Source organism: Streptomyces sp. NPDC004609, assembly GCF_042873655.1.
Lineage (GTDB): Bacteria > Actinomycetota > Actinomycetes > Streptomycetales > Streptomycetaceae > Streptomyces.
Map to the genome: position 1 here is coordinate 212,988 of NZ_JBIALS010000004.1, position 24,066 is coordinate 237,053.

Here is a 24,066-nt window from a genome sequence, read left to right on the forward strand (position 1 = left end):
ACGCCCCGGTCGACGGCGGCCCGATCACTCCCGGCGAAGCCCCGCGGTCGGCGGGCGCCCCCCTTTCAGGGGACGCCTACGACGGCATGAAAGACTTCGGGCGTCCGGTTGCCGAGCTTTTGCGGAGGATGTCTTGCGGCGCGTCGAACCCCAGGTCCGTATCATCGCCCGGCCCGAACTGGACTACGACGAGGTCGCCGGCTACCTCGCCGAGGTCGGCGGGGAGACCTGGCTGGAGCGGGTGGACCGCGGTGAGCTGGACGACGCGCAGAACCTCGCCGAGTTCGCGGGCCGTATCTGCTACCGCTCGTGGGAGCCGGGGCTGAACCCGAACGTGAAGCGGATCCGTACGGACCAGGACGTGTATCTGCGCAACATCCTGGCGAGCGCGCACGGTTCCGTCCTGGAGCATGTGAACTTCACGTTCGTCCTGCACGACGTCAGCCGGGTCGCCACGCACGAACTCGTCCGGCACCGCGCCGGGACCGCCGTGTCGCAGGAGTCGCTGCGGTTCGTGCGGCTGGACGATCTGCCGTTCTGGTTCCCGGAGTGGGCCGAGCAGGACGGCGAACTGATGGAGCGCGCCACCGCCCTGCTGGAGCAGATGGAGGCCTTCCAGCTCTGGATGGCCGAGCGCTTCGGTCTGGACGAGGAGGACACCCGCTTCGGCGAGAAGAAGGCCAAGACCTCGTTCATGCGCCGGTTCGCGCCCGAGGGCGTCGCGACCGGCCTGGTGTGGACCGCCAACGTCCGGACCCTGCGGCATGTCATCGAGAACCGGACGGCCCCCGGAGCGGAGGAGGAGATCCGTCTGCTCTTCGGCAAGGTCGGGGAGCTGATGGCGAAGGAGGCCCCGGCGCTGTTCGGGGACTACGAGATCGAGAACGGCGCCTGGGTTCCCGGCTGGCGCAAGGTCTGAGCCGTACGGGTCCCGTGCGGCGGACCGCATCCCCCGGCCCTGCACCAGCCCCCAGGGCGTGTATCGAAAGTAGCGCCGTCCGCCCGGAGGGCGGGGCCTGCGGCGTCCGGTGCGTGCAATCGCAAGGCGGAGGGTCGCCCTCGTACTGGACGTACTTGGGCGATTCCGACAACGCAGCGAGTGTGCGTGCTGGGCGTCGCAGGCCAGGCGGGACTTTCGATACACGCCCTAGCCCCCAGACCTCAGGCGCTGGACACCCACGCGCCGACACTCCGACGCGTCCCAGACCGCCCGGCGCGCCCCGCGGGCGTCAGGCGTCGGGCCGCACCTCTACTCCGGCCCGAACAGCTTCTCCCGGTGAGCCCGCCAGCGCTCCAGCAGCAGGGGCAGCTCCTGCTTCACGAAGGAGAAGAACTCCAGCGTCTCGGCCATCCGCTCCCCCGCGGGGGACTCGTGGCCGAGGCTCGCGACGCCCTCCCGCAGCGTTTCCTCCCAGCGGTGCATCATCTGGTCGCGGCTGGTGAGCGCCTCGTACCACTGGTTGGTGTGGACGCGGTAGCGCTCCCGCCGTGAGCCCGGCTCCCGCTCGCGGGAGACCATGTGGACCTGGGCGAGATAGCGCACCGCGCCGGAGACCGCCGCCGGGCTGACCTTCAGCTGCCGCCCCAGCTCCGCCGCCGTCATGACGCCGGAGTCGGAGGCGAGGATCGCCGCGAAGACACGCGCCGGCATCCGGGTCATGCCCGCCTCCACCAACTGCGCGGCGAAGCGTTCCACGAAGGCGGAGACCACCTCCTCGTCGCGCTCGCGCGTCGCTGACTCGGGCGAGGGCTGCTCAGTCATGCTTTCGATCCTCTCCCCTGGTCACGTACCCCTGTCGACTTTATATGCTTCCTTAACTTCACAAATTTCTGAAAGCAGCGTACTTTCTGAACCATGACGAAGGCCATGACCGTGTCCGGACTGCACAAGTCCTTCGGACCCACCCACGCACTGGACGGCCTCGACCTCGCGGTCGAGGCCGGCGAGGTCCACGGCTTCCTCGGCCCCAACGGCTCCGGGAAGTCCACGACCATCCGGGTCCTGCTCGGGCTGCTGCGCGCCGACTCCGGCGCGGCCCAGCTCCTCGGCAAGGACCCCTGGCACGACGCCGTCGAGCTGCACCGCCGTATCGCGTACGTACCCGGCGATGTGACCCTGTGGCGCAATCTGTCCGGCGGCGAGGTCATCGATCTCTACGGACGGCTCCGCGGCGGACGGCTGGACCGAACCCGCCGGGCGGAGCTGATCGAGCGCTTCGAACTGGACCGACCAAGAAGGGCCGCACCTACTCCAAGGGCAACCGTCAGAAGGTGGCCCTCGTCGCCGCGTTCGCGTCGGACGTGGACGTCCTGATCCTCGACGAGCCCACCTCCGGGCTCGATCCGCTGATGGAGGAGGTCTTCCAGCGGTGTGTGACTCAGGAGCGGGACCGCGGCCGTACGGTGCTGCTGTCCTCGCACATCCTCAGCGAGGTGGAGACGCTCTGCGACCGGGTGAGCATCATCCGCAAGGGCCGGACCGTGGAGACCGGTTCGCTCGCGGATCTGCGCCATCTGACCCGTACGAGCGTGACCGCCGAACTCGCGGGCCCGCCCGACGGACTCGCCCACCTCCCCGGCGTCCACGGCCTCGACGTCCAGGGCAGGCGGGTGAAGCTCCAGGTCGACACCGACAAGCTGGACGCGGTGCTGCGCGCGCTCACCGGGACGGGCGTCCGGTCGCTGACCAGCGCCCCGCCGACGCTGGAGGAGCTGTTCCTGCGCCACTACGCGCCCGGGAACGGGGACGTGGCCCACGCGTCCCAGGACGGGGCGGCGGCCCGATGACCGCCGTGGCCGAAGCCTCCCCGGCCCTGCCGCGTACGGGCTCGACGCACCCCTTCGCCGGTACGGGCACACTCCTGCGGCTCGCCCTGCGCCAGGACCGGCTGATGATCCCGGCCTGGGTGATCGTGCTCTCCCTGGTCACCGTCAGCGGCGCCGGCACGATCGAGGGGCTGTACGACACCGCCGCCAAGCGCGCCGAACTCGCCCAGTCGATGGTCACCAACGGATCGCTGCGCGCGATGTACGGGCCCGTCTTCGGCGACTCCCTCGGCGGTCTCGTCGCCTGGCGCTTCGGCGGATTCATCGCCGTGACGGCCGCCGTGATGAGCCTGCTGATCGTCGTCCGGCACACCCGTGAGGAGGAGGAGACCGGGCGCCAGGAGATGCTGTCGTCCGCGGCCGTGGGGCGGCGCGCCCCGCTGACCGCCGCGATGCTCGCCGCGCTCGTCGCCAACGCGGGCGTCGCCCTGATCATCACCCTCGGCCTGGGCGGTCCGACCGGCTCCACGACCGGCGCGCTCGCGCTGGGCCTCGCGATCGCCGGGATCGGCATGCTCTTCGCGGGCATGGCGGGGATCATGGCCCAGCTCACCGAGAGCGCCCGGCTCGCCCGCGGCCTCACGGCGGCGACCCTGGGCACGGCCTACGCCCTGCGGGCGGCCGGTGACGCCTCCGCCTCCGACGGCGGCTCCGTGTGGACCTGGCTCTCCCCGCTCGGCTGGGCGGAGAACGTCCGCCCGTACGCCGGGGAACGCTGGTGGGTCCTGCTGATGCTCGGCGCCGCCGTCCTCGTCCAGGGCTCGGTGGCGTACGTCCTGGCCGGACGCCGCGATGTCGGCATGAGCTTCCTGCCGACCCGGCCGGGACCGGCCGAGGGACGGATCACCACGGCCGCCGGACTCGCCCTGCGCCTCCAGCGCGGCACGCTCATCGGCTGGACCGCGGGGTTCTTCGTCGCCGGAGTCGTCTTCGGCGGGATGGCCGAGGGCGCGGCCGACCTCGTCGGCGAGAACGAGGGCGCGAAGGAGATCTTCGAGCGCATGGGCGGCCAGACGGGGCTGACCGACGCGTTCCTCGCCGCGATCACCGGCCTGTGCGGCCTGGTCGCCGCGCTGTACGCGGTGTCGTCCGTGCTGCGCCTGCACGGCGAGGAGACCTCCCAGCGCGCCGAGCCGATCCTCGCGAACGCGGTCGGCCGCGTCGGCTGGGCGGCGGGCCATCTGACCATCGCGTTCGGCGGCACGGCCGTGATCATGACCGCCGCGGGCGCCGGCCTCGCCATCGGCCACGGGCAGGACGCCGGCCGCCTCCTGGGCGCGGCCCTGGTCCTGCTCCCGGCCGTCTGGCTGCTGGCCGGCCTGGCGTTCCTGCTGTACGGCCTGCTCCCGAAGCTCGCGACGGCGGCCTGGGGTGTCGTCGGCCTCTGCCTGGCCATCGGCTGGATCGGCCCGGCCCTCGACCTCCCCGAGGGTGTCCTGAACCTCTCGCCGTTCAGCCACCTCCCGAAGATGCCGGGCGACGGGATGTCCTGGCCCCCGGCCCTGATCCTGACGGCGCTGGCGGCGGCCCTGGTGTCGGCGGGCCTGACCGCCCTGCGCCGCCGCGACCTCCACAGCTGACCGGCCCCGGGGGCGTGTCCGGGGGCGCCGGCTGTCCGGGGTGCCGGTCCGGGCACATGGGCAGGCCACACTTACACCGGGGCCAGCTCAGCGCCGAACGGACCGGGGGCTCCCCATGACCGGGGCAGTCGACATTCACGACATGGCTCCGGCCCGTTCGGCGGCCTGACGGCGGGGCCGGGAGGCCATGTCCCAGTCATTCCGTACGGAGAGCATGCGGCCCCGTGCCTCGGCCGGTTCGCGCGCAGGCCGCGCCGAGCCGTGCCTGCGGCAGCCGTCCACCGAGCCGGACGTGAGAACGGCGGACGCGGCTGAGAAGTGAACGGCGCCCGGTATCGCGGCGTCTCCCGCTGTCCGGCGGGCCATCCGCGCGGGACGGGGTGTCCCGCTGTCATCTGTGTGCGCTCTCAGCATGTCGCCTGCCTGCCCTTGTCGGCTCAGTAGGGGAGACGCTGCGGAGAGGCAGGCCCGACGTCTGTGTCACTTCGGCAACCCATCGAGTCGAAATGACACGCGATGGTTTACAGAGGGAGTCCGACGAGGTCCGCCATATCTCTCATCTCCCTGGTCAGAGTCCGGCGGCCCTTCACCACCCTGCCGAGGATGTCGCGCGCGTACCGCTGATTCGGCAGCCACTCGGGACTGCTCGCCCTGATCTGTTCGAGCTTGCCGAAGGCGTCCGCGTACCGGCCCGTCTTGGCATTGGCGTCGGCGACATCGAGTAGATGACGGAGAGTTCCGTGAACTGATCGCGGGCAAAGTGATGCAGCGTCTCCCGTGCTGCCGCCCGCACCCCGGCGACCGTCGGGAGCTCGTCGTCGCGGCCGATGCCGAGCGGCGGCAGCTCCAGGGCCGCACGGACGGCTACCCACTGATCCACCGTGGCGGCGCCGCGTCCCCCTGGGCAGGGCACGGCCCGGCCGGGGTGAACCCCCGCCGGGCCGAGGAGGACTGTTCTAGAAGGTCAGCCCGGCGAGCCAGTCCCGCCAGGCCCGTTCGATCGGCTCGATGTCCGCGTCCGCCGTGAAGATGTGGTGGCCGAGGACGACGACGTTGCCCCGGTCCGGGCCGGAGTGGATGAACCGGTAGAGGCCGTCGTCGGTGCGTACGCCCAGGAAGGTCGGCGCGGCCAGGTAGTCGACGACGCCCTCGATCGGCGGGGCGCCCGGCGCGGCCAGCCGGACCGCGTCGCCCTCGGCGAGGCCGGCGGGCAGCCCGAGCGCGTCCCTCAGGACCGCCCACGCCCGCTCGGGCCCGGCCGCCCCCGGGCGGAAGGCGGCCACGGGCTTCGCGACCCGGCCGGGGAAGTGGGTGAGGTAGGTGGCGAGGGTGTGCAGATACATGTCCCACCCGACGGCCATGGCCTCGTACTCGGTCTCCCAGTCGTCGCCCAGGACACCGCTCTGTACGAGCCGCAGGACGGTACTGCCCTGGTCACGGCCCTCGACCAGGAACTCCAGCGCCATGAACGATCCGTCGTCGCCCTCGGCCGAGCGGTGCGCGAAGCGCAGGGGCGGCTCCCACGCGGTGACGGTGGACTCCTGGACATGGCCGCCCAGGTCCATGCCGTTCCGGCCGCCCACACCCGGCGTCACCTCGTTGCGGCCCATGAACCAGGAGTCGATTCCCGGGCCCGTCGCGATCGCGTCCCAGACCTCCTCGGGCGTCGCGTCCAGCGCGATCTCTTTGCGTAGCTCGAACTTGTGCGACATCTCGGGATCTCTCGTTCTCTCGTACTTCAGTGGGGACCGTACCGGACGGGTCCGCGAGGCTGTGCCGTTCCTGGCCGCGGGCGGCGGGGCGGCCCCGCCCCTCTCCCCTGCGCGGGTCCGCGGGCGGCGGAACTGCCCCAGGCGGCCCACACGGCGCCTGCGCGCCGGTCGGCCGCCGGTGGCGACGCGATCTCGTCCGGTCAGTCGGTGGCCGGGGCGTAGGTCAGGTGCAGCACCCCGTTGTCGAAGGTCCGGCTCCCGGTGAGGGCCAGCTTCGACGTCGGTACGCCCTCGGGGAAGAGCCGAGGACCGGTGCCGTGCACCTCGGGGTAGACGACCAGGTGGAGTTCGTCGACCAGGCCGTCGGCGAGCAGCGCCCGCACCAGGGTGCCGCTGCCGCTGACGTAGATCCCTCCGTCGACGCTGTCCTTGAACCGGCGGATGGTATCGGTGTCGTACCCGCCGAGCACGGTCGAGTTGTTCCAGTCGGCGTCTTTCAGAGTCGACGAGACGACGTACTTGGGGGTCTCGTTCATGAACGGTGCGCCGGGGTCGTCGGCCATGGAACGGGATGACCAGGCCGGCGCGAACTCCTCGTAGGTGGTCCGGCCGAGCAGGATCGCCGCGCACGATTCCGTGAAGCCGCCGATGGACTCGGCCATTTCGGGGGTGAACCCGTAGTCGACCGTCCAGGTCGGCGCGTCGATCACTCCGTCGAGGGTGATGAACTCCTGGACCTTGATCGTTCCCATGATGATCTCCTTCTGTGGTCAATGCGGTTCTGTGGTCAGTCTGGTTCTGTGGTCGATCCGGCCGTGGTTGTCTCCGCGGCCTGTCGTACTGGTGGTGTTGTCCCTGGGCGGACAGCCGAGCCTTCGGTCGAGGTCGGGGTCCGGTTCGGGTCTCAGCCAGCCGCGGGCTTTGTGTCGCCGCCCGCCCCGCCGCCGGGCACCGCGCCGCCGGGCACCGCACCCTCTCCCGTCGCGCCCTCGCGGCGGAGCATCGGCAGCAGGGCGACGGCCACGACGACATGGAGCACCACGAGCGCGGTCCTGGTCGCGGAGGTGGCCTGCTCCAGGCCGATCGGCACGAAGGACAGGACCAGTACGGCCGCGGCGAGCACGCTCCAGATGAGCCGGGCACGGCGGGTGTAACGCTCCAGCAGCGCCAGGACGCCCCACCCGAGCAGCGCGGGCAGCAGGGTGAAGGCGATGATCTCCGGCAGGATCAGCGTGTGCCCCTCGGTCTTGCCGGGGTCGGTGATCACGAAGTCGGTGCCCAGCGCGCGGGCGGTGAGGAAGATCGCGGTGTTGGCCACCACGGCGACACCGACGGCCTTGGCCCTCAGGCGCCGCCGCCCGGCCGTCACGGCTGACGCGTCCGTCACGGTCGGCGCGTCCGTCACGGTCGGCGCGTCCGTCACGGTCGGCGCGTCCGTCGCGGTTGTTGTGGAAGTCGGGGCGATCACAGTCGTGGTGGCCATGTCAGGATTCCTTTGTCTCAGGGTTGCCCGCCTGCTGGTTGACACTCGGGTGGAGGGCGACGACGACGCGGTGGTCGCGCCCGCCCTCGGCGTTTTCGGTGTGGTACTTGGAGACCAGGGCGGTGACCGCGCCGGCCAGCTCCTCGGCGAACGCGGCACGGTCGGCCGCCGAGGCGAAGCGCACCCGGCCGTCGATCGCGAACGTCGCCACGCGCTTGCGCGCCTTGGCCGCGCCGGTGAGCAACGCCCCTACGTCGCCGACGAGTTGGGCGGCCACCGCAAGCAGCCACCGCGCCGACAGCTGATCGGGGAAGCGCGACGGATCGGGCCGCACCCCCGCCATCGCCACGGGCGAGATCACGAAGGACTCCGCCGTGGCCCGCATGACGCGCTCGGTCACATTGCCCTTGCGGCGCTCCTCGACCAGCTCGATCAGGCCGTGCCGCTCAAGGGCTTTCAGGTGGTAGTTGACCTTCTGCCGGGGCAGGCCGACCTTGGCCGCCAACATCGTCGCCGATGCGGGCTCGACCGCCAGCGCGGCCAGCAGCCGGGCCCGCATCGGGTCGAGCGACGCCTCGGCCGCCGCCGCATCCTCGATCACCGCTACTTCGAACATGACCCCACCTTCACACCGACCATCCAAACTGTCAAGACAATTTTTTTTGTCGGTACGCGAAGGGTCCGCGCCGGACGACCCGCGCGGGACCGATTCACGGCTGCCGAGTACCGATCCGGGGCTGCCGAATGGCGGTGGCGGGGCTGCGGCTCGATGGGTTCGCCCGCCCGGCGAAGACTCCACGCACGAGCTCGTACGGTGACCGGCCCGAGGCGTACGCCCCCCAGCCGGACGTGGACCTCACCCGGCTCCGCAAGCAAGGCGTGGCCGACACCGTCGCCGGTCAAGCCGCCCGGGGCGGCCGGCAGCTCATGGAGGGTGAGGCAGGCACCGCCCGGCGACGACCGCCGCCTGTCACCTGCGGCGACGGGCAGGGGCAAGCCGGGAGACGGTGATCCGAGCCGCGGTCAGCGTGCTGTGCGCTGGTCGATGAGTGCGGCCAAGCCGTCCAGGATGCGCTGCAGCCCGAACTCCCATGCCTGGTCCTGCCCACCGGTTCGGGCTGCTGACGCGAGGGCCGCCGCGAGTGCGGGGAATCGCTCGCCGTGTTCCCGCATCAAGCCGCCGAGGAGGGCGCCCAGTTGGGCCTCGGAGTTACCCGCGGGCCCTGCGGCACGGGCCTGCTGGGTGATACCGCGTACGTGACCGACCAGCAGGACGGCCGCGTCCATCCGTTCGGTGCCGCTCAGCCCCGTACCGTCCAGGGCGGAGACGGCACGCTCCAGCCAGGACAGCTCCCCCGGTCCTGTGATCCGCGGCCCGACGGTGGCGTCCAGCACCCAGGAGTGCCGGTGAAAGACGTCGATCAGCTGACGGGCCCATTCCTCCAGTTGCTCACGCCAGCCGCCGCGTCCCGCCTTCGCCGCCGGGTACGGGCCGATCGCGGTCTCCACCATCAGAGCGACCAGCTCGGCCTTGCCCGGCACGTATCGGTACAGCGCCATCTTGGTCACGCCCAGCTGCGCGGCGACCCGCTGCATGGACACATCGGCCAGCCCTGCCGAGTCGGCGATCTCGATCCCGGCCCGCGCGATGCGCTCCAGGTCGAGTGTCGGCCTGGGTCCCCGCGCGGGCCTGGGGTGCGGTCCCCACAGCAGTCGCACCACCTCGGCGTGCCCGTCACCCATGGCTGCCGCCCTTCGTCGTCGAACTGGCCCCGGCCCTGCGCGGCGGCGGTCAGGCTGTGGATTTCCGCGGTGAAACGCACCTGACCGTGCTGGAACGGATGGGTCTGATCCCCGGGCTACGACGCATCCGGACCGGCGGCAGCCCGATGCGCTTCGTCGACGAACTCGGCCGGACGCTGCTGCACCTGCCGGCCGAGTTCGCCGGCGGTGAGATCGAGGTGCTCCGCGGAGACCTGGCCCGCGTGCTGTACGAGCACAGCCTCCCCCACACGGAGTACGTCTTCGGCGACTCGATCACCGGCCTCACCGAGACCTCCTCCGGCGTGCGGGTCGACTTCCGGCGCGGAGCCTCACGGGACTTCGACCTGGTCATCGGCGCGGACGGGCTGCACTCCCACGTCCGTCGCCTCGCCTTCGGCCCGCAGAAGGACTTCGTGAGCCACCTCGGTTACTACGCCGCCGCCTGGCAGCTGCCCAACGACCTGGGCCTGGGAAAGGGCTCGATCGGCTACAACGTCCCGGGGCGGCTCGCCTCCGTCGGCGCCGACCACCGGGACCCAGCACGGGCAGGGGCGTTCTTCGTCTTCGCCGCGCCTGAGCTGTCGTACAACCGCCACGACGCCGAAGAGCAGAAGCAGCTGATCGACGACGCGTTCTCCGGCCTCGGCTGGGAGGTGCCGCGCCTGCTCGCCTCGCTGCACCAGGCCCCCGATCTGTACTTCGACTCGATCAGCCGGGCGGACGTGGACACCTGGTCCACGGGACGCGTGTGCCTCGTCGGGGACGCCGCCTGCGGGGCCACCATCGGCGGCATGGGCACGGGAACCGCGGTGGTCGCCGCCTATGTGCTGGCCGGCGAACTCGCACAAGCCCGGAACGACCACCGCGCGGCCTTCACCCGGTACGAGAGCAGGCTCCGCACATACGCCCGGGGCTGTCAGTCAGGCGGCGACCGCACCGGGAAGTTCCTCGCACCCGGCACCGCCACCGGCATACGTTTACGCAACGTCCTGCTGTCCCGTCCGTTCCTCCTGAACGGAATGCTCAGGCTGGGGGAGAAAGTCAGCAGCACCGTGGCCCTGCCCGACTATCCCGCCGACCCCGGCCGCGTTGGCCGGTGACCGCCCCGGCCCGCCGGACCGGCCTCCGCCGCCGAAACAGTCCGACGGCCCCGCCGGACCCACCGGACCGTGGCGGCGACCGCCACCGCACCGGACGCGACGGCCTCACGACGGCTGCTCCGTTACTCCGTCTCCTCGACCACGGCCCAGTCGTCACCGGCCATCCCGTCGAACGTCGGCAGCCAGGGCTCCGCGACGCCCCGACTCCCCTTGTGCGGACGCACGAACACCGCGTGCCCGACAAGGTCCCTGACCGCTCCGTCCGGTGTTCGCACCTCCCGGGACGGCTCCCAGTACACGTACTTGCCCGGCTCGACCCAGCTGGTGCGCGTCACCCGGGCCCCGGCCTTGATCGCACGCAGTGCCTCTGAAAAGTCCACGCGCTCCACGGTACGCCGGAGGTACCCGGGCCGACCCGAGGTCGACCGGTCACCGTGGGCGGGCAGCGGAGGCCGGAACCACAGGCGCGGGCGGCGGTGTCATGGGCGTTCCACCGGACAGGGCGCCGAGGCCGCCCGTACGCCATGGCCGAAGGACCCTGCGAGCACACCCCGTACTACAGCTCCACCTTCAGCTCGTGCACACCCCGGATCACATAGCCCGGCTTCCACTCGGGCTCGCCCGTCAGCCGCATCGCCGGGGCCTCCCGGAGCAGTTCGCCGAAGACGGCGGTCAGCTCGATACGGGCGAGGGGGGCGCCGAGGCAGTAGTGGATGCCCGCGCCGAAGGTGACGTGGGGGTTCTCCTCGCGGGAGAGGTCGAGCTCCTCCGGGCGGTCGAAGCGCTCCGGGTCGCGGTTGGCCGAGCCGAGGAGGAGGGCGAGTTCGGAGCCGCGCGGGATGAGCGTGCCGTCGATCTCGATGTCGTCGAGGACCCAGCGCTCGAACATCTGGAGCGGGGTGTCGTACCGCAGCAGCTCCTCCACGGCCGTGGACAGCAGGGAGTGGTCGGCGCGCAGCGCCGCGAGCTGCCCGGGGTGCCGGAAGAGGGTCCACCAGCCGTTGGTCGTGGTGTTGACGGTCGCCTCGTGGCCCGCGTTCAGCAACAGCACACAGGTGGAGACCATCTCCTGCTCGCTGAGCCGGCCCGCCCGGCCGGGTCCGCCGGGTCCGCCCTCCTCGTCCTCGTACGCGGCGATCAGCGCCGAGATCAGGTCGTCGCCCGGCGTCCGGTGCCGCTCGGAGATCAGCTCGCGCAGATACGCCGAGAACTCCAGCGACGCCGTGACCGCCTTCCTCGCCGTCTCCTCGGAGGGGTTCAGCTCGTACATCCCGCAGATGTCCGCCGACCAGGGCCGCAGCAGCGGCCGGTCCGGCTCCGGGATGCCCAGCATCTCCGCGATGACGGCGACCGGCAGCGGCTCGGCGACATCGGCGAGCAGATCCCCGCCGCCCTCGCGCTTCAGATCCGCGACCAGCCCGGCGGCCAGCCGCTCCACGGTCGGCTCCAGCGCGGCCACGGTCCGGGGCGTGAACGCCTTGGTGACGAGCCGCCGGATACGTGTGTGGTCGGGGGCCTCCAGATCGAGGAGGCCGTTGTCGTTCAGGGTGTGGAACGGCTCGTGCTCGGGGGGCGGGGGCGTACGCCCGAACTCCTCGTGCGTGAAGCGGTGCAGATACGTACGCCCCAGGCGCCGGTCCCTCAGCAGCGCCGACACGTCCGCGTGGTGCGGTACGAGCCACTGACGCGTCGGCTCGAACCAGTGCACCCGCCCGCCGGCCCGCAGCCGCCGGTACGCGGGATACGGATCGGCGACGAAGCCGGGCGACCACGGTTCGAAACGTGCGTTCATACGCGGACGCTAACCTCCGCGGCCCGGCGTCGGCCAGACCGGATCACCGGTCCTGCCCGGCATCCCGGGGGCGGGGGACCTCGGCGTCAGGAGGGCGTGACCAGTCTCGCCTCGTACGCGAACACCGCGGCCTGCGTCCGGTCCCGCAGGCCCAGCTTCACCAGCACCCGGCTCACATGCGTCTTGATCGTGGATTCGGCGACCACCAGGCGCGTGGCGATCTCCGCGTTCGACAGCCCCTGGGCGATCAGCACCAGCACCTCCGTCTCGCGCTCGGTGAGATCCCCGATCTGCACCAGCGCGGGCACCCTCGGGCTCTGGCTGAGCTTCGAGAACTCCGTGATCAGCCGCCGTGTCACCGTCGGTGCGAGCAGCGCCTCCCCCGCGGCGACGACCCGCACCCCTTCGGCGAGCTGCCGCGCGGAGGCGTCCTTGAGCAGAAACCCGGACGCCCCCGCGCGCAGCGCCTGGTAGACGTACTCGTCGAGGTCGAACGTCGTCAGCACCAGCACCTTGGAGTCGGCGTGCGCGGCGACGATCTCGCGGGTGGCCTCGATGCCGTTCAGCTCGGGCATCCGGATGTCCATCAGCACCACGTCCGGCCCCAGCTCGGCGACCTTGTCGACGGCCTCGCGGCCGTTGACCGCCTCGCCGACGACCTCGATGCCGGGCATGGCGTTGAGGAGGACGGAGAACCCCTCGCGGACCATCATCTGGTCGTCGACGATCAGCACCCGGATCGGCTGCCCGGTCATGACGTCTCCTCCGCGGCGACGGCGGGCTCGCCCGGGGTGACGGGGATGTAGGCGGCCACCTCGTAGCCGCCGTCGGCGGTCTCCTCGGCGGTCATCTCACCGTTCAGCATCGTCACCCTCTCCCGCATGCCCGTGATCCCGTGCCCGGCGCCCGGCGACGGCTTGACCAGCCCCTGGGCCGCGGTGTTCACGATCCGCAGGCCCAGCCCGCCGAGCACATAGGAGATCTCGACCCTGGCCGTCGAGCCGGGGGCGTGCCGCAGCGCGTTGCTCAGCGCCTCCTGGATGATCCGGTACGCCGACAGCTCGACGCCCGGCGGCAGGACCCGTACCGCCCCGGTGACCGCCTTCTCCGCCTCCAGACCCGCGACACGGACGTTGGCGAGGAGATGGTCCAGATCGGCGAGTACCGGCTGGGGCGCGTCGGGGGCCTCGTAGTCCTCCGCGCGTACGACTCCGAGGATGCGGCGCAGCTCGGTCAGCGCGGCCACCGCGTTCTCCCGGATCGTCACGAACGCCTGCTCCAGCTCGGGCGGCGGGTTCTCGACGCGGTAGGGAGCGGCTTCCGCCTGGATCGCCACCACCGACATATGGTGCGCGACCACGTCGTGCAGTTCGCGGGCGATGGTCGTGCGCTCTTCGAGGAGGGTCCGCTTGTCCCGCTCGACGGCCGTGACGCTCTGCTGCTCGGCGACCTTCTTCTCGGCGGTCCGCCGCACATTGACGACGGTCGCCATCAGCAGGATCAGCGCCGAGACGATGAGCATCTGCGGGATGTCGCTGTCGGAGTACCTGAGAACCAGCATGTCGGCGATCAGACCGCTGAGGGCCGTGAGCACCCACATCCAGACCGCGGTACGCGGCCGGGTCCGCAGGGTCATCACCGTCATCACCATGAGGTGTGCGATGAACGAGGCGGCGGACCACGGCCACGGCCCGAAGTTGTCGGTCACCGACAGAAGGGGCGCCGACACCAGGGAGATCCAGAACGCGGCCACCGGTCTGACCAGTGCCATCGCCATGATCACCGCCGGGGCCACACCGAGCGCCATGCTCGTGGGGTAGGCCCCGTAGGAGGCGGTCACGATGAGGAACGTGAACCCCGCCACCGCCAGGATCAGGGCGTGCGGAGTCCACTTCGCGAAACGCTGCACCCGTGGCGGCAGATGGCGCAGGAACGGCCCCTCCGGCCTCAGCGGCGGCAGCGGCCGGTAGGCGAACGCGTCTTGGAAGAGATCCTGCCGCAGACCCCGGAGGGCTCCGACGGCCAGGCGGTATTCGGGGCTTCGGATCGTCTCGGTCACCTACAGAACGGTAGGCGGCGTTCCGGGCGAGGTCGTCAGGCTCACTATGGATCCTCCCCCGTCCCTCCTGAGGACTACGAAGGGTTCCCACCGACCCGATTCCGGCCGGGCGACGCGGCTCCCGGCAGCCAGAGGGGCCGCCATCGCGGATGAACGCCCCTGCGAGAACCGATTCTGGTCCCGCACCGGATTCCGGTGCGGGACCGCGTCCCGGTGTCGCGCGGATCAGTGGAAGGGGCGGCCCTCGCGGGCGTACTGGGCGGCGGAGCGGTAGATGTTGACCGCCATCAGGCTCTCCTCCGCCTCGGCCCGTGCCTCGTAGACCGCGGCGGCCTCGGCCCGTACCCGCTCGTCCGCCGGGTCGGTCTCGACGGCCCAGTCGGCGAGGTGGCACGCCAGCCGCAGATCACCCGCCTTCCCGGCCAGGGCGGCGCGGGCGAGCAGTGCCTCGATTCCGCCGGCGAGTTCGCCGACCAGGGCCGCGACGTCCCGGCGCGGTGCGGGTTTCAGCTCGCTGGGCCGGCCCGAGTACCAGCCCCCGTAGTAGCGGATGACGTTGCGGACGAGGAAGTCGGCCTCGTCGTAGACCGGGCGGAGCCAGGGCGAGTCGGTGGACGGAGGGGTGACGCGCTCGACGATGTCGGTGTGCGGCGGGGCCCCCTCGTTGAGCGCGGCGAGGGTCTGCTCGACGATCGAGTCGAGATAGTCGGCCGTCTCCACGAGCAGCCGCTGGACGGTCTCGGGGTCGTCCACGATCGGGGCGCCGTGCCCGGAGCACAGGGTGCGGGGGTGCAGGGCGGCCATGGCGCGCAGCGCGTCGGCCCACTCCCAGGCGGAGCGCTGCACCTGCTGCGGGTTGCCCGCGTTGGGTACGGCCCAGATGACCAGGTCGCCGGGGCAGAGCACGCGGTGTTCGGGGTTCCACACCCAGGTGTGGTCGTCGGTCTCGCCCCGGGCGTGGTGCAGTTCGAAGGTCAGCCCGCCGGCCTCGACGGTCAGCGTGTCCGCGTACAGGGTGTCCGGCGGGATCGGCGGCGGCGTGAACCGGACGGGCTTTTTGGTCACATCGCCGGAGGCCTGCCGGGCGTTGATCGCCTCGTTGTAGCCGCGCGTGCGGGTGTAGCGGGCGGAGCGGGCGGGCAGCGCGGAGTGCGCGATCACCCGCGGGGCGCTCTGGCCGGGCAGCAGGAAGGCGGGCAGGCCGTACGCGTGGTCGAGGTGGCCGTGGGTGTAGACGGCGGTGTGCACCGGCGCCTGGGTGAACTCGCGCAGCCCGCGGGCCAGTTTGGGGGCCTGCGCCTCGGTGCCGGTGTCGACGAGGACCAGTCCCTCGCGTGTCTCGAAGGCCGTGACACCGGAAACCAGCGCGGTGTGCCAGACGCGGTCGGCGACCTCGAAGGGGCCGCCCCGCCAGAAGAACCCGGCCTTCTCGGGCGATTGCTGGGGGCCGTGGAACAGAGCCGACGTGGGATTGCGGGACATCGTGTCCTCCTCTGGGTGCGCGGATTCTCCTGGACTCCCTCTTGATCAGATGCATAATGCATTCTAAGGTGGCCTCAAGGCTAGACCCGGGGCCGGGGATTCCACCGCACGGCCCGGCCGCCGGGGTGGGGCACCGGCCGCGACCGGCTCACCCGCCTCACCTGCGGCGCCGGTGCGCTTCCGGCCCGGGAACACCGTTCACGAAGGGACGTCATGTCGCAGCACCGCCGCCCCACCGACCCTCACAGCAACTCCACCGGGCTCGACGCCGTGATCGTCGGGGCCGGCTTCGCCGGCCTGTACATGCTGCACAAGCTGCGGGGCCTGGGCCTTGAGGCCGTGGTCCTGGAAGCGGGCGACGGGGTGGGCGGCACCTGGTACTGGAACCGCTACCCCGGCGCCCGTGTGGACGTGGAGGCCATCCACTACTCGTACTCCTTCTCACCCGAGCTGGAGCAGGAGTGGGAATGGCAGGAACGCTACCCGGCCCAGCCGGAGATCCTCCGCTACCTCGACCACGTCGCCGACCGCTTCGATCTGCGCCGTGACATCCGCCTGTCCACCCGCGTCAGCGCAGCCGCCTACGACGACACCGCCGCCCGCTGGACGGTCACCACCGACCGGGGCGAGACCTACGACGCCCGCTTCTGCGTGATGGCCACCGGCTGTCTCTCCTCCTCCCGGGTGCCGGACATCAAGGGACTGGAGACCTTCGACGGGCCCTGGTACCACACCGCCCGCTGGCCCCACGAGGGTGTGGACTTCACCGGCCTGCGCGTCGGCGTGATCGGCACCGGCTCCTCCGGGATCCAGTCGATCCCGCTGATCGCCGAACAGGCCGCCGAGCTGACCGTCTTCCAGCGCACCCCCGCCTACAGCCTGCCCGCCCGCAACCGGCCGCTCGACCCGGCCGAAGTACGCGCCGCCAAAGCCCGCTACCCCCTGCTCCGGGCCGAGGCCCGCACCTCACCCGTCGGCCTCCCCGGCCTGCCCCACCCGGCCGGCAGCGCCCTCGACGCGACCGAGGAGGAGCGCCGCGCGCGCTACACCGAGCGCTGGGAGGAAGGCCTGCTCCACGGCCTGGTGTTCACCTACACCGACATCCTCACCGACCCCCGGGCCAACCGGACCGTCGCCGACTTCGTCCGCGAGAAGATACGCGAGACCGTCACCGACCCCACCGCCGCCGATCTGCTGTGCCCCGCCGACCACCCCTTCGGCACCAAGCGGCCCGCCCTCGACACCGGCTACTACGCCGCCTACAACCGCGACCACGTCCGCCTCGTCGACATCCGCAGTGCACCCATCACCCGGATCAGCACGCGCGGCGTCGTGACCGCCGACGCCGAGTACCCCCTCGACGCCCTGGTCCTCGCCACCGGCTTCGACGCCATGACCGGCACCCTCAACGCCATCGACATCCGCGGCCGCGCCGGACTCCCCCTGCGCGACAAATGGGCGGCCGGACCCCTCACCTACCTCGGACTCCAGAGCGCGGGCTTCCCCAACCTGTTCATCGTCGCCGGCCCCGGCAGCCCGTCCGTGCTCACCAACATGGTGACCGCCATCGAGCAGCACGTGGAATGGATCGCGGACTGCGTCCTGCACATGCGCACCAGCGGCACGGACGCCATCGAGGCGACCGAGGAGGCCGAGACCGCCTGGGTCGATCACGTCAACGAGGTGAGCGGCGCGATGCTCTACTCCGAGGCCGACTCCTGGTACCTCGGCGCGAACGTCCCCGGCAAACCCCGCGTGTTCATGCCGTACGCCGGCGGCCTCGGCACCTACCGCGGACACTGCGACGCCGTCGCCACCGCGGGATACGAAGGATTCGTTCTTTCCGCCGGGCAGCCGCAGGATGTGGACCAGCGGACAAACGGACCAGCAGAACGAGCGGGACAAGCGGACAAGCGGAATGAGGAGCAGCAGGAATGACGGAGTTCACGATGCCGGCGACCCGCGGTAAGGCGGTGCTGGAGCAGTTGCGCCAGGAGATCATCAGCGGTGAGCTGGAGCCGGGCGCACCGGTCAGGGACGCGGAGATCGCCGGCCGCCTCGGGGTGAGCATCACCCCCGTACGGGAGGCGATCGCCCAGCTCGGTCTCGAACGCCTGGTCGATATCCAGCCCAACCGCAAGCGGACCGTCATCGTCCTGACCCGCAAGTCCGCGCTGGAACTGATGGATGTGGTGGAGCTGCTGAACTGCACGGGCTTCGCCTGGGGTGTCGGACACCTGGAGGACGGCGATCTGCTACGGCTGCGCGCCCGTCTGGGCGAGTTCGAAGCCGCCCTCGCGGCAGGCGACCTGGCGGCGGCGAGCCGGGCGGGCCTGGCCTTCGGGAACGTCGTCATCGGCGCCTGCGGCAACCGCGAACTCCTGCACCAGATCGACCTCGTCCTCGCCCGCACCCGCAGACTCTTCGCCCTCGTCACCGACCAGCCACCCGTATGGGACATCTGGCTCCAGGGCTGCCGCCAAGTCCTCACCCACCTCGAAAACCAGGAGAAGGACGCGGCCGTGAACCGCTACCGCGAGATATACACCGACTTGCGCGCCCGGGTCTCGGAGCTTCCCCTGCCAGGGAACCCGGCGGAATGATCAGACGGCGGGCTGCCGCCGTCCGTCGCAAGCCCTGCCCTGCCCTGCCCTGCCCTGCCCCGAAGAGAGATACACGTCATGTCCGCTTCTCCCCAGAACACCTCCCGTTCCCCCGAGGACCGCGAGTTCGAAGGCCGTACGGCCTTCGTCACCGGCGGTGCGTCCGGCATCGGCTACGCGGCCTGCCGGCTCCTGTCCGCACGGGGCGCCGCCGTGGCCGTCGCCGACCCCGACCAACAGGCCGCTGAGGCGCTCGCCGAGCAGCTGACGGCCGACGGCGGCACCGCCATCGGACTCGCCGTCGACGTCGCCGACCCCGAGTCCGTACGGGTGGCGGTCGACACCACCGTCCAGCGGCTGGGCGCCCTCCGTCTCGCCGTGAACAACGCCGGGACCTCCGGCACCGTCGCCCCCCTCGCCGACTACCCCCTCGCGGACTGGCGCCGCGTGATGTCCGTCAACCTCGACGGAATCTTCCACTCCCTGCGATACGAACTGCCCGCGATGAGCGAGGCCGGCGGCGGCGCGGTGGTCAACGTCGCCTCCGTCATGGGAACCGTCGCCACCCCCGGAGGCAGCGCCTACGTCGCCTCCAAGCACGGAGTGATCGGCCTGACGAAGACCGCGGCCCTCGAATACGCGGCCCACGGCATCCGCGTGAACGCCGTCGGGCCGGGCTTCATCGACACCCCGCTGCTGCACATGGTGAACGACGAACGGCGGGCGGCCCTGATCGACCTCCACCCGGTGGGACGCCTCGGCACCTCGGAGGAGGTCGCCGAGATCATCTGCTTCCTGCTCTCCGACCGAGCCTCGTTCATCCAGGGCAGCCACCACCTCGTCGACGGCGGCTACACCGCCCGCTGACACGGAACACCCGCACACGGCAGATCCAGGGGTGCCCGATCGCCCGGGACACCGTCCCGGGCGCCCCGGCGAGTGCCGGAACGCCGTGAGCTGTCCGGCGGCGGGTCAGGTGAGGCTCGCGGCCTGATCCCTGGTGCTCGGGGGCGCGTTCTCGCGGCGCGGGAGCAGCAGCGGCGTGGCCAGGAGGACCACTCCGGCGGCCGCGATCGCGGTGCGGGGGCCGGTGATGACGGCCAGCAGCCCCCACCCGGCGGTCAGGGCCGCGATGGCGGCGCTGACGCTGACCGACCACGCGGTCAGGGTGCGGGCGACCCGGTCGGGGCCGGTGTGGTGGAGCCGGTAGGTGGCCAGCACCGGGTTGAACAGGCCGCAGCAGGTCACCAGGCCGAGCTGGACGGTGATGACCAGTACCATCCCGGGGACGCCGGGCTGGACGAACGCCAGTCCGAGGGGCCAGCACGCGCGCAGTGTCCCGGCGGTGAGGAGCACCCTGTGCTGCCCGAACCGCGCCACGAGTCGGTGCGCGAGGCGTGAGCCGATGAGGCCACCGACGCAAGGGGCCGCGAACACGAGACCGTACTGCCAGGGTGCGAATCCGAGATCGCGCAGCAGGAGCAGGGCGAGCAGCGGCTCGGAGGCCATGATCAGGCCGTTGACCGCGATCGTGTTGAGGAACAGCGGGCGCAGCACGGGGTGGTCGAGGATGTGGCGCCATCCTTCGAGCAGATCGCGTGCGCGCAGCCGCCGCGGTGCACCGGTCCGCGCGGGGCGCGGTTCCGTCCCGCCGATGGCGCGGATGCCCAGCGCCGAGAGCAGGTAGCTGACCGCATCGGCGACCACGGTCGTCACCGGGCCGAACAGCCCGATCGCGGCCCCTCCGAGCGGTGGTCCGACCATGATCGCGGTCCATGTCGTGGACTCGAACCGGCCGTTCGCGACGAGCAGGTCCTCCGGCGGCACGAGCGTCTTCAGATACGCACCGCCGGCCGCCTTGAAGGCGATGTCGGCCGCGGCGACGACGACGGAGACGACGAGGAGCTGGGCGAAGCCGAGCCACCCGAGCGCGAAGGCGGCGGGGACGCTCACCAGCGCCGTGAACCGGGTCAGGTCCATCGCCACCATGACCGGCCGTTTACGGCGGAACTCCACCCACGGGCCGAGCGGCACCGCCACCAGGGCCCCCACTGCCCGCCCCGCGGCGGACAGCGCCGCCACCTGGGCCGGCCCGGAGTCCAGCACGAGGAGAGCGATCAGGGGAAACGCACCGAACCCGATCGAGGTGCCGTACGCGCTGACGGCATACGCGGCCCACAGCCGCCCGAAGCGCCGCCCCAGCGCCCGCCGAGCTGCCATACCTGACGCGCCTCTCGCCGATCCGGACGACCACACGCTGGCCAACGGCATTGAAGCGAGTGGCGGACTGCGAGATCAAACAACCGATCAGCCGTGAAAGCACAACCATTCGTTGTGCCGCCTCCCCTGGCCGGTGTGGATCTCGGTGCGCGGTCCACCCGCGCACCGAGCCACCCGCCCCGCGACCGCGCTACGCGCGAAACGTCCCCGCCCGCTCCCGCGCCCACTGCGTGAACCGCCTCGGAGCGCGGCCCGTCACACGCTCCACCGTGTCCGCGACCGTCCGCCCCACCTCCGGCGTGTCCCGGTACACGAGCAGCAGGAACTCGATCACGTCATCCGGCTGCCCCGCCGCGCGCCACTGCGCCACCGCCTCCTCCTCGGTCAGGGTGACGAGCCGGATCTCCCTCCCCCGCGCCGCCGCGAGCGCCTCCGTCTTGTCCTTGACGGTGAGGATTTCCGGGCCGGTGACCACGTACTCCTGTCCGCCGTGCCCCTCCTCCGTCATCGCGACCGCCGCCACCGCGCCGATGTCCGCCTCGTGGACCATCGCGCTGAGCCGGTCCGTGAAGGGCTCCCGCACCTCGTCGTGGTCGCGGACCCCCTCCGCCCACTCCAGCGCGTTGGACATGAACTCGACCGGCATGACCACGGTCCACGCGATGTCACCGGCCCGGACCGCGTCCTCCAGCGGGGTCGGCCCGCCGCCGTGCAGCACGGTGATCCGCCGTACACCGGCCTCCTCCGCCAGCTCCAGGATGCGGGGGCCCGTCTCCAGCGGGGTGAAGTACGGGCCGCCGAAGGTGATCAGATGGAGCCCGGTCACGCCCTCCAGGGCCGCGGCCAGCGACTCGGGCTCGGTGAGGTCGCCCCGTACGACCTCGACGCCCTCCGGGAGATCCGCCGTCGCGGGATCCCGGGTCAGCGCACGCACGGCGTGCCCCCGGTCGAGCAGTTCTCGGACCACCTGGCGGCCCACGGTTCCGGTTGCCCCGGTTACGAGATTCGTCATGGAGCCACCGTAGGAACACTTGCGGACAGCTACGGTCCTCAATCACCCGCGAACGGGTTCAACCGCCCCTGTGTCACCCCCACAGACCGACACCCTCGGCCGTCACCACACCATCACCACACCCGGCCCCCGCCGTCACCACGCCAGCTGCGCGATCTCCTCCGCCACCACCGCGCACGCGTCCGCCGCCGGATCGATCAGCGGGAAGTGCCCGACGCCCTCCAGGAGCGTGAACCCCACGGTCTCCCCCGCCTTCGCCGCCGCCTCGGCGTACGACTCGGCGACGGTGTACGGAACGGTGATGTCGTCCCGCCCCTGGACGAGGGCCGTGGCGATCCCGGTCGGCAGCAGCGCGGCGGGGTCGGTGTGCGCCCTGCGCTCCTCGAACTCCTCGTCGCCGCCCAGGAGCTGGCGTACCGCTCCACCGCACACGTCCAGTTCCACGGCGCGGGTGAAGTCCGCGATCGGCGCGAGCGCGACCACTCCCCGCAGCGACGGCGGCGCGGGCAGCCGCCACGGCGAGCCCGGGGGCAGTACGTGCCGGGCCGCGGCCCACAGCGCGAGCTGCCCGCCCGCGGAGTGCCCGGTCAGCACCGTGCGCCTGCTGTCCGCCCCGGGCAGCGCCTCCCTGGCGAGCCCGGGCAGCGCGTCCAGCGCGGCGGCCACGTCGTCGAACGTGTCCGGCCACCGCCCCGCGACCGGCTCCTGCGAACCGTCCCCGCCCTCCGCGCGCTGCTGCGGAATCCCCGGCCCGCGCCGGTATTCGACGTTGGCGACGGCGAGCCCGCGCCGGGCCAGGAAGTCGGCGAACGGCGTCACGTGCGCGCGGTCGTACGGCGCCCGCCACGCCCCGCCGTGCAGCAGAACGACGAGCGGCGCGTCCGCCCGCCCGTCGCGGGGCGCGTAGAAGCCGACGACCTGATCGGGATGATCGCCGTACGGAAGGGACACATCCGGTTCGACGGCGGGATGCGAGAACGCCGACTCGGTCTCGGCGGCGTCACGGGCCACGGGGTCCGGCATGCGGTTCCAGCCTTCCGAAGGAGTCGCGCAGTTGACCGCGGACCTCGGCAACCGGTGGACGGGCCCGCGGAAACGACCTGATCAGCGGGGACGGTACCAGTCCCCCCGCCGGTCGGGCCGCCCGTCGTATCAAGCCACCGGAACCTCGTCCAGCACCCGGGCCAGCTCGGCCGCCGCCCGCTCCGTGTCACCGAACCCCGTGTACAGGGGCGTGAAACCGAATCGCAGCACGTCCGGCCTGCGGAGATCCCCGACGACACCCCGTGCGACGAGCCGTTCCATCACGGCGGGCGCCTCGGCGCACCGCAGCGCGACCTGGCTGCCGCGCTCGCTGTGCGCGGCCGGTGTCAGCGGCCGGACCCGGCTCCCCGGCCCGCCCGCGTACGCCTCGACGCACTCCAGGAAGAAGTCGGTCAGGGCCAGGCTCTTCTTCCGTACCGACTCCATCGTGATCCCGTCCCAGACGTCCAGCGCCGCGTCCAGGGCCAGCATCGAGAGGATGTCGGGCGTCCCGACCCGCCCGCGCGTCGCGCCGTCCGCCGCCGTGAAGCCGGGGGCCATGGCGAACGGGTCCCGGTGGGAGGTCCAGCCGGGCAGCGGGGAGTCGAAGGCGGCCTGGTGGCGGTGGGCGATGTACAGATACGCCGGTGAACCGGGGCCGCCGTTCAGATACTTGTAGGTGCAGCCGACCGCGAGGTCCACCCCGTGTGTGTCCAGGCCGACCGGAAGCGCGCCCGCGCTGTGGCAGAGGTCCCAGACGGCGACGGCGCCCGCGCCGTGGATCGCGGCCGTCAGCCCGGGCAGATCGTGGAGCCGGCCGCTGCGGTAGTCGACGTGGTTGAGCAGCACGGCCGCGGTGCCGGGCCCCAGGGCGGAGCGCACCTCGTCGGGCCGCACCGGCACGATCCGCCGCCCGGTCATCCGCGCGGCGGACTCGGCCATATAGCCGTCGCTGGGGAAGGTCGCCGCGTCCACGATCACGTCCGTCCGGCCGGGATCCGCGAGCCGTACGGCCCCCACCACGGCCTTGAAGACATTGACGCTGGTGGAGTCGCCCACCACGATCTGCCCCGGCGCGGCCCCCACGAGGGGAGCGATCCGGTCGCCGATCCGCTCGGGCGCGGTCCACCATCCGCTCTCGTCCCAGGAGCGAATGCGCAGCTCACCCCACTGACGGGCGACCACATCGGCGACTCGTGCGGGCACATGCGCGGGCAGCGCGCCCAGCGAGTTGCCGTCCAGATAGACGACCTCGTCGAGGCTGAAGAGTGTGCGCGCGGGCGCCAGCTCATCGGTGGCGTCGAGCGCCGCGGCCCGCTCCCGCAAGGGCATCGCCGGATCCAGGGGCTTCGCCGGCGACGGCGGCCGCCGGTCGTCCGCCCGTTGCTCGTCCGGCCGTTGGCCGTCCTG

Annotated in this window: 21 protein-coding genes and 1 pseudogene; 7 read left to right on the forward strand and 15 right to left on the reverse strand. The window is 71.8% G+C overall.

What is annotated here, in order from left to right; all coding sequences use genetic code 11:
• Positions 1 to 133 precede the first annotated feature (133 nt).
• Complete coding sequence (gene thyX, locus ACFYT4_RS05655; RefSeq protein WP_389265563.1) at positions 134 to 919, forward strand: FAD-dependent thymidylate synthase; 786 nt, start codon at positions 134 to 136, stop codon at positions 917 to 919.
• A 330-nt stretch (positions 920 to 1,249) separates the two neighbouring features.
• Here thyX and ACFYT4_RS05660 read toward each other — a convergent pair whose 3' ends face one another.
• Positions 1,250 to 1,762, reverse strand: coding sequence for a GbsR/MarR family transcriptional regulator (locus tag ACFYT4_RS05660; protein ID WP_389265565.1), 513 nt, complete (start codon positions 1,760 to 1,762; stop codon positions 1,250 to 1,252).
• A 93-nt stretch (positions 1,763 to 1,855) separates the two neighbouring features.
• Between ACFYT4_RS05660 and ACFYT4_RS05665 the strand changes: the two are divergent.
• Positions 1,856 to 2,787 (forward strand): annotated as a pseudogene (locus ACFYT4_RS05665) (ATP-binding cassette domain-containing protein).
• Positions 2,784 to 4,406 carry an ABC transporter permease gene (locus ACFYT4_RS05670; protein ID WP_389265567.1) on the forward strand — a complete coding sequence of 541 codons (1,623 nt, stop codon included), beginning with the start codon at positions 2,784 to 2,786 and terminating at the stop codon, positions 4,404 to 4,406. Before ACFYT4_RS05665 ends, ACFYT4_RS05670 begins: the two are co-directional and overlap by 4 nt.
• 956 nt (positions 4,407 to 5,362) lie before the next feature.
• Here ACFYT4_RS05670 and ACFYT4_RS05675 read toward each other — a convergent pair.
• The 5 genes from ACFYT4_RS05675 to ACFYT4_RS05695 all read right to left on the reverse strand — a co-directional run bounded on the left by ACFYT4_RS05675 (position 5,363) and on the right by ACFYT4_RS05695 (position 9,344).
• Positions 5,363 to 6,118 (reverse strand): SRPBCC domain-containing protein, encoded by a 756-nt coding sequence (locus ACFYT4_RS05675; RefSeq protein WP_389265568.1) that lies wholly within the window; start codon positions 6,116 to 6,118, stop codon positions 5,363 to 5,365.
• Positions 6,119 to 6,318: 200 nt separating this feature from the next.
• Positions 6,319 to 6,870, reverse strand: coding sequence for a dihydrofolate reductase family protein (locus ACFYT4_RS05680; protein WP_389265570.1), 552 nt, complete (start codon positions 6,868 to 6,870; stop codon positions 6,319 to 6,321).
• Positions 6,871 to 7,022: 152 nt separating this feature from the next.
• The gene (locus ACFYT4_RS05685) at positions 7,023 to 7,601 is read right to left on the reverse strand and encodes a DUF6069 family protein (RefSeq protein WP_389265572.1); all 579 of its coding nucleotides are present in this window, start codon (positions 7,599 to 7,601) and stop codon (positions 7,023 to 7,025) included.
• Position 7,602: 1 nt separating this feature from the next.
• Entirely contained in the window at positions 7,603 to 8,217 is a 615-nt protein-coding gene (locus ACFYT4_RS05690; RefSeq protein WP_389265573.1) for an ArsR/SmtB family transcription factor, read from the reverse strand.
• 407 nt (positions 8,218 to 8,624) lie between these two features.
• A complete protein-coding gene (locus tag ACFYT4_RS05695) occupies positions 8,625 to 9,344 on the reverse strand; it encodes a TetR/AcrR family transcriptional regulator (RefSeq protein WP_389265575.1) in 720 nt (239 codons plus the stop codon).
• Between the two features lie 86 nt (positions 9,345 to 9,430).
• On the opposite strand from ACFYT4_RS05695, the gene ACFYT4_RS05700 reads away from it, so the two are divergent.
• Entirely contained in the window at positions 9,431 to 10,465 is a 1,035-nt protein-coding gene (locus ACFYT4_RS05700) for an FAD-dependent oxidoreductase (RefSeq protein WP_389265577.1), read from the forward strand.
• A 122-nt stretch (positions 10,466 to 10,587) separates the two neighbouring features.
• On the opposite strand, the gene ACFYT4_RS05705 is transcribed toward ACFYT4_RS05700, so the two are convergent.
• The 5 genes from ACFYT4_RS05705 to ACFYT4_RS05725 all read right to left on the reverse strand — a co-directional run bounded on the left by ACFYT4_RS05705 (position 10,588) and on the right by ACFYT4_RS05725 (position 15,798).
• On the reverse strand, positions 10,588 to 10,845 hold the full coding sequence (locus ACFYT4_RS05705; RefSeq protein WP_389265579.1) for an MW1434 family type I TA system toxin: 258 nt from the start codon (positions 10,843 to 10,845) through the stop codon (positions 10,588 to 10,590).
• 176 nt (positions 10,846 to 11,021) lie between these two features.
• On the reverse strand, positions 11,022 to 12,257 hold the full coding sequence (locus ACFYT4_RS05710) for a cytochrome P450 (RefSeq protein ID WP_389265580.1): 1,236 nt from the start codon (positions 12,255 to 12,257) through the stop codon (positions 11,022 to 11,024).
• Positions 12,258 to 12,343: 86 nt separating this feature from the next.
• Positions 12,344 to 13,012, reverse strand: coding sequence for a response regulator (locus tag ACFYT4_RS05715; protein WP_389265582.1), 669 nt, complete (start codon positions 13,010 to 13,012; stop codon positions 12,344 to 12,346).
• On the reverse strand, positions 13,009 to 14,316 hold the full coding sequence (locus tag ACFYT4_RS05720; protein ID WP_389265583.1) for a sensor histidine kinase: 1,308 nt from the start codon (positions 14,314 to 14,316) through the stop codon (positions 13,009 to 13,011). The genes ACFYT4_RS05715 and ACFYT4_RS05720 overlap by 4 nt, the downstream gene beginning before the upstream one ends.
• A 225-nt stretch (positions 14,317 to 14,541) precedes the next feature.
• The gene (locus ACFYT4_RS05725) at positions 14,542 to 15,798 is read right to left on the reverse strand and encodes an alkyl sulfatase dimerization domain-containing protein (RefSeq protein ID WP_389265585.1); all 1,257 of its coding nucleotides are present in this window, start codon (positions 15,796 to 15,798) and stop codon (positions 14,542 to 14,544) included.
• A gap of 213 nt (positions 15,799 to 16,011) precedes the next feature.
• On the opposite strand from ACFYT4_RS05725, the gene ACFYT4_RS05730 reads away from it, so the two are divergent.
• From ACFYT4_RS05730 to ACFYT4_RS05740, 3 genes are all read left to right on the forward strand, one after another.
• Positions 16,012 to 17,736, forward strand: coding sequence for a flavin-containing monooxygenase (locus tag ACFYT4_RS05730; protein WP_389265587.1), 1,725 nt, complete (start codon positions 16,012 to 16,014; stop codon positions 17,734 to 17,736).
• On the forward strand, positions 17,733 to 18,401 hold the full coding sequence (locus tag ACFYT4_RS05735; protein WP_389265589.1) for a GntR family transcriptional regulator: 669 nt from the start codon (positions 17,733 to 17,735) through the stop codon (positions 18,399 to 18,401). The genes ACFYT4_RS05730 and ACFYT4_RS05735 overlap by 4 nt, the downstream gene beginning before the upstream one ends.
• Positions 18,402 to 18,479: 78 nt before the next feature.
• The gene (locus ACFYT4_RS05740; RefSeq protein WP_389265591.1) at positions 18,480 to 19,268 is read left to right on the forward strand and encodes an SDR family NAD(P)-dependent oxidoreductase; all 789 of its coding nucleotides are present in this window, start codon (positions 18,480 to 18,482) and stop codon (positions 19,266 to 19,268) included.
• 105 nt (positions 19,269 to 19,373) lie between these two features.
• Here the strand turns inward: ACFYT4_RS05740 and ACFYT4_RS05745 are convergent, their stop codons facing one another.
• The 4 genes from ACFYT4_RS05745 to kynU all read right to left on the reverse strand — a co-directional run bounded on the left by ACFYT4_RS05745 (position 19,374) and on the right by kynU (position 23,988).
• A complete protein-coding gene (locus tag ACFYT4_RS05745; RefSeq protein WP_389265593.1) occupies positions 19,374 to 20,621 on the reverse strand; it encodes an MFS transporter in 1,248 nt (415 codons plus the stop codon).
• A 190-nt stretch (positions 20,622 to 20,811) separates the two neighbouring features.
• Complete coding sequence (locus ACFYT4_RS05750; protein WP_389265596.1) at positions 20,812 to 21,633, reverse strand: NAD(P)H-binding protein; 822 nt, start codon at positions 21,631 to 21,633, stop codon at positions 20,812 to 20,814.
• A gap of 135 nt (positions 21,634 to 21,768) precedes the next feature.
• Complete coding sequence (locus tag ACFYT4_RS05755; protein WP_389265598.1) at positions 21,769 to 22,656, reverse strand: alpha/beta hydrolase family protein; 888 nt, start codon at positions 22,654 to 22,656, stop codon at positions 21,769 to 21,771.
• Between the two features lie 129 nt (positions 22,657 to 22,785).
• A complete protein-coding gene (gene kynU, locus ACFYT4_RS05760; protein WP_389265782.1) occupies positions 22,786 to 23,988 on the reverse strand; it encodes a kynureninase in 1,203 nt (400 codons plus the stop codon).
• Positions 23,989 to 24,066: the final 78 nt, after the last annotated feature.

Coding starts and splice junctions, on each gene's coding strand:
- ACFYT4_RS05725 (WP_389265585.1), bottom strand. CDS start 15,798: ATGTCCCGCAATCCCACGTCGGCTCTGTTCCACGGCCCCCAGCAATCG.
- ACFYT4_RS05710 (WP_389265580.1), bottom strand. CDS start 12,257: ATGAACGCACGTTTCGAACCGTGGTCGCCCGGCTTCGTCGCCGATCCG.
- ACFYT4_RS05745 (WP_389265593.1), bottom strand. CDS start 20,621: ATGGCAGCTCGGCGGGCGCTGGGGCGGCGCTTCGGGCGGCTGTGGGCC.
- ACFYT4_RS05735 (WP_389265589.1), top strand. CDS start 17,733: ATGACGGAGTTCACGATGCCGGCGACCCGCGGTAAGGCGGTGCTGGAG.
- ACFYT4_RS05730 (WP_389265587.1), top strand. CDS start 16,012: ATGTCGCAGCACCGCCGCCCCACCGACCCTCACAGCAACTCCACCGGG.
- kynU (WP_389265782.1), bottom strand. CDS start 23,988: ATGCCCTTGCGGGAGCGGGCCGCGGCGCTCGACGCCACCGATGAGCTG.
- ACFYT4_RS05715 (WP_389265582.1), bottom strand. CDS start 13,012: ATGACCGGGCAGCCGATCCGGGTGCTGATCGTCGACGACCAGATGATG.
- ACFYT4_RS05690 (WP_389265573.1), bottom strand. CDS start 8,217: ATGTTCGAAGTAGCGGTGATCGAGGATGCGGCGGCGGCCGAGGCGTCG.
- ACFYT4_RS05740 (WP_389265591.1), top strand. CDS start 18,480: ATGTCCGCTTCTCCCCAGAACACCTCCCGTTCCCCCGAGGACCGCGAG.
- ACFYT4_RS05675 (WP_389265568.1), bottom strand. CDS start 6,118: ATGTCGCACAAGTTCGAGCTACGCAAAGAGATCGCGCTGGACGCGACG.
- ACFYT4_RS05670 (WP_389265567.1), top strand. CDS start 2,784: ATGACCGCCGTGGCCGAAGCCTCCCCGGCCCTGCCGCGTACGGGCTCG.
- ACFYT4_RS05660 (WP_389265565.1), bottom strand. CDS start 1,762: ATGACTGAGCAGCCCTCGCCCGAGTCAGCGACGCGCGAGCGCGACGAG.
- ACFYT4_RS05685 (WP_389265572.1), bottom strand. CDS start 7,601: ATGGCCACCACGACTGTGATCGCCCCGACTTCCACAACAACCGCGACG.
- ACFYT4_RS05695 (WP_389265575.1), bottom strand. CDS start 9,344: ATGGGTGACGGGCACGCCGAGGTGGTGCGACTGCTGTGGGGACCGCAC.
- ACFYT4_RS05750 (WP_389265596.1), bottom strand. CDS start 21,633: ATGACGAATCTCGTAACCGGGGCAACCGGAACCGTGGGCCGCCAGGTG.
- ACFYT4_RS05680 (WP_389265570.1), bottom strand. CDS start 6,870: ATGGGAACGATCAAGGTCCAGGAGTTCATCACCCTCGACGGAGTGATC.
- ACFYT4_RS05755 (WP_389265598.1), bottom strand. CDS start 22,656: ATGCCGGACCCCGTGGCCCGTGACGCCGCCGAGACCGAGTCGGCGTTC.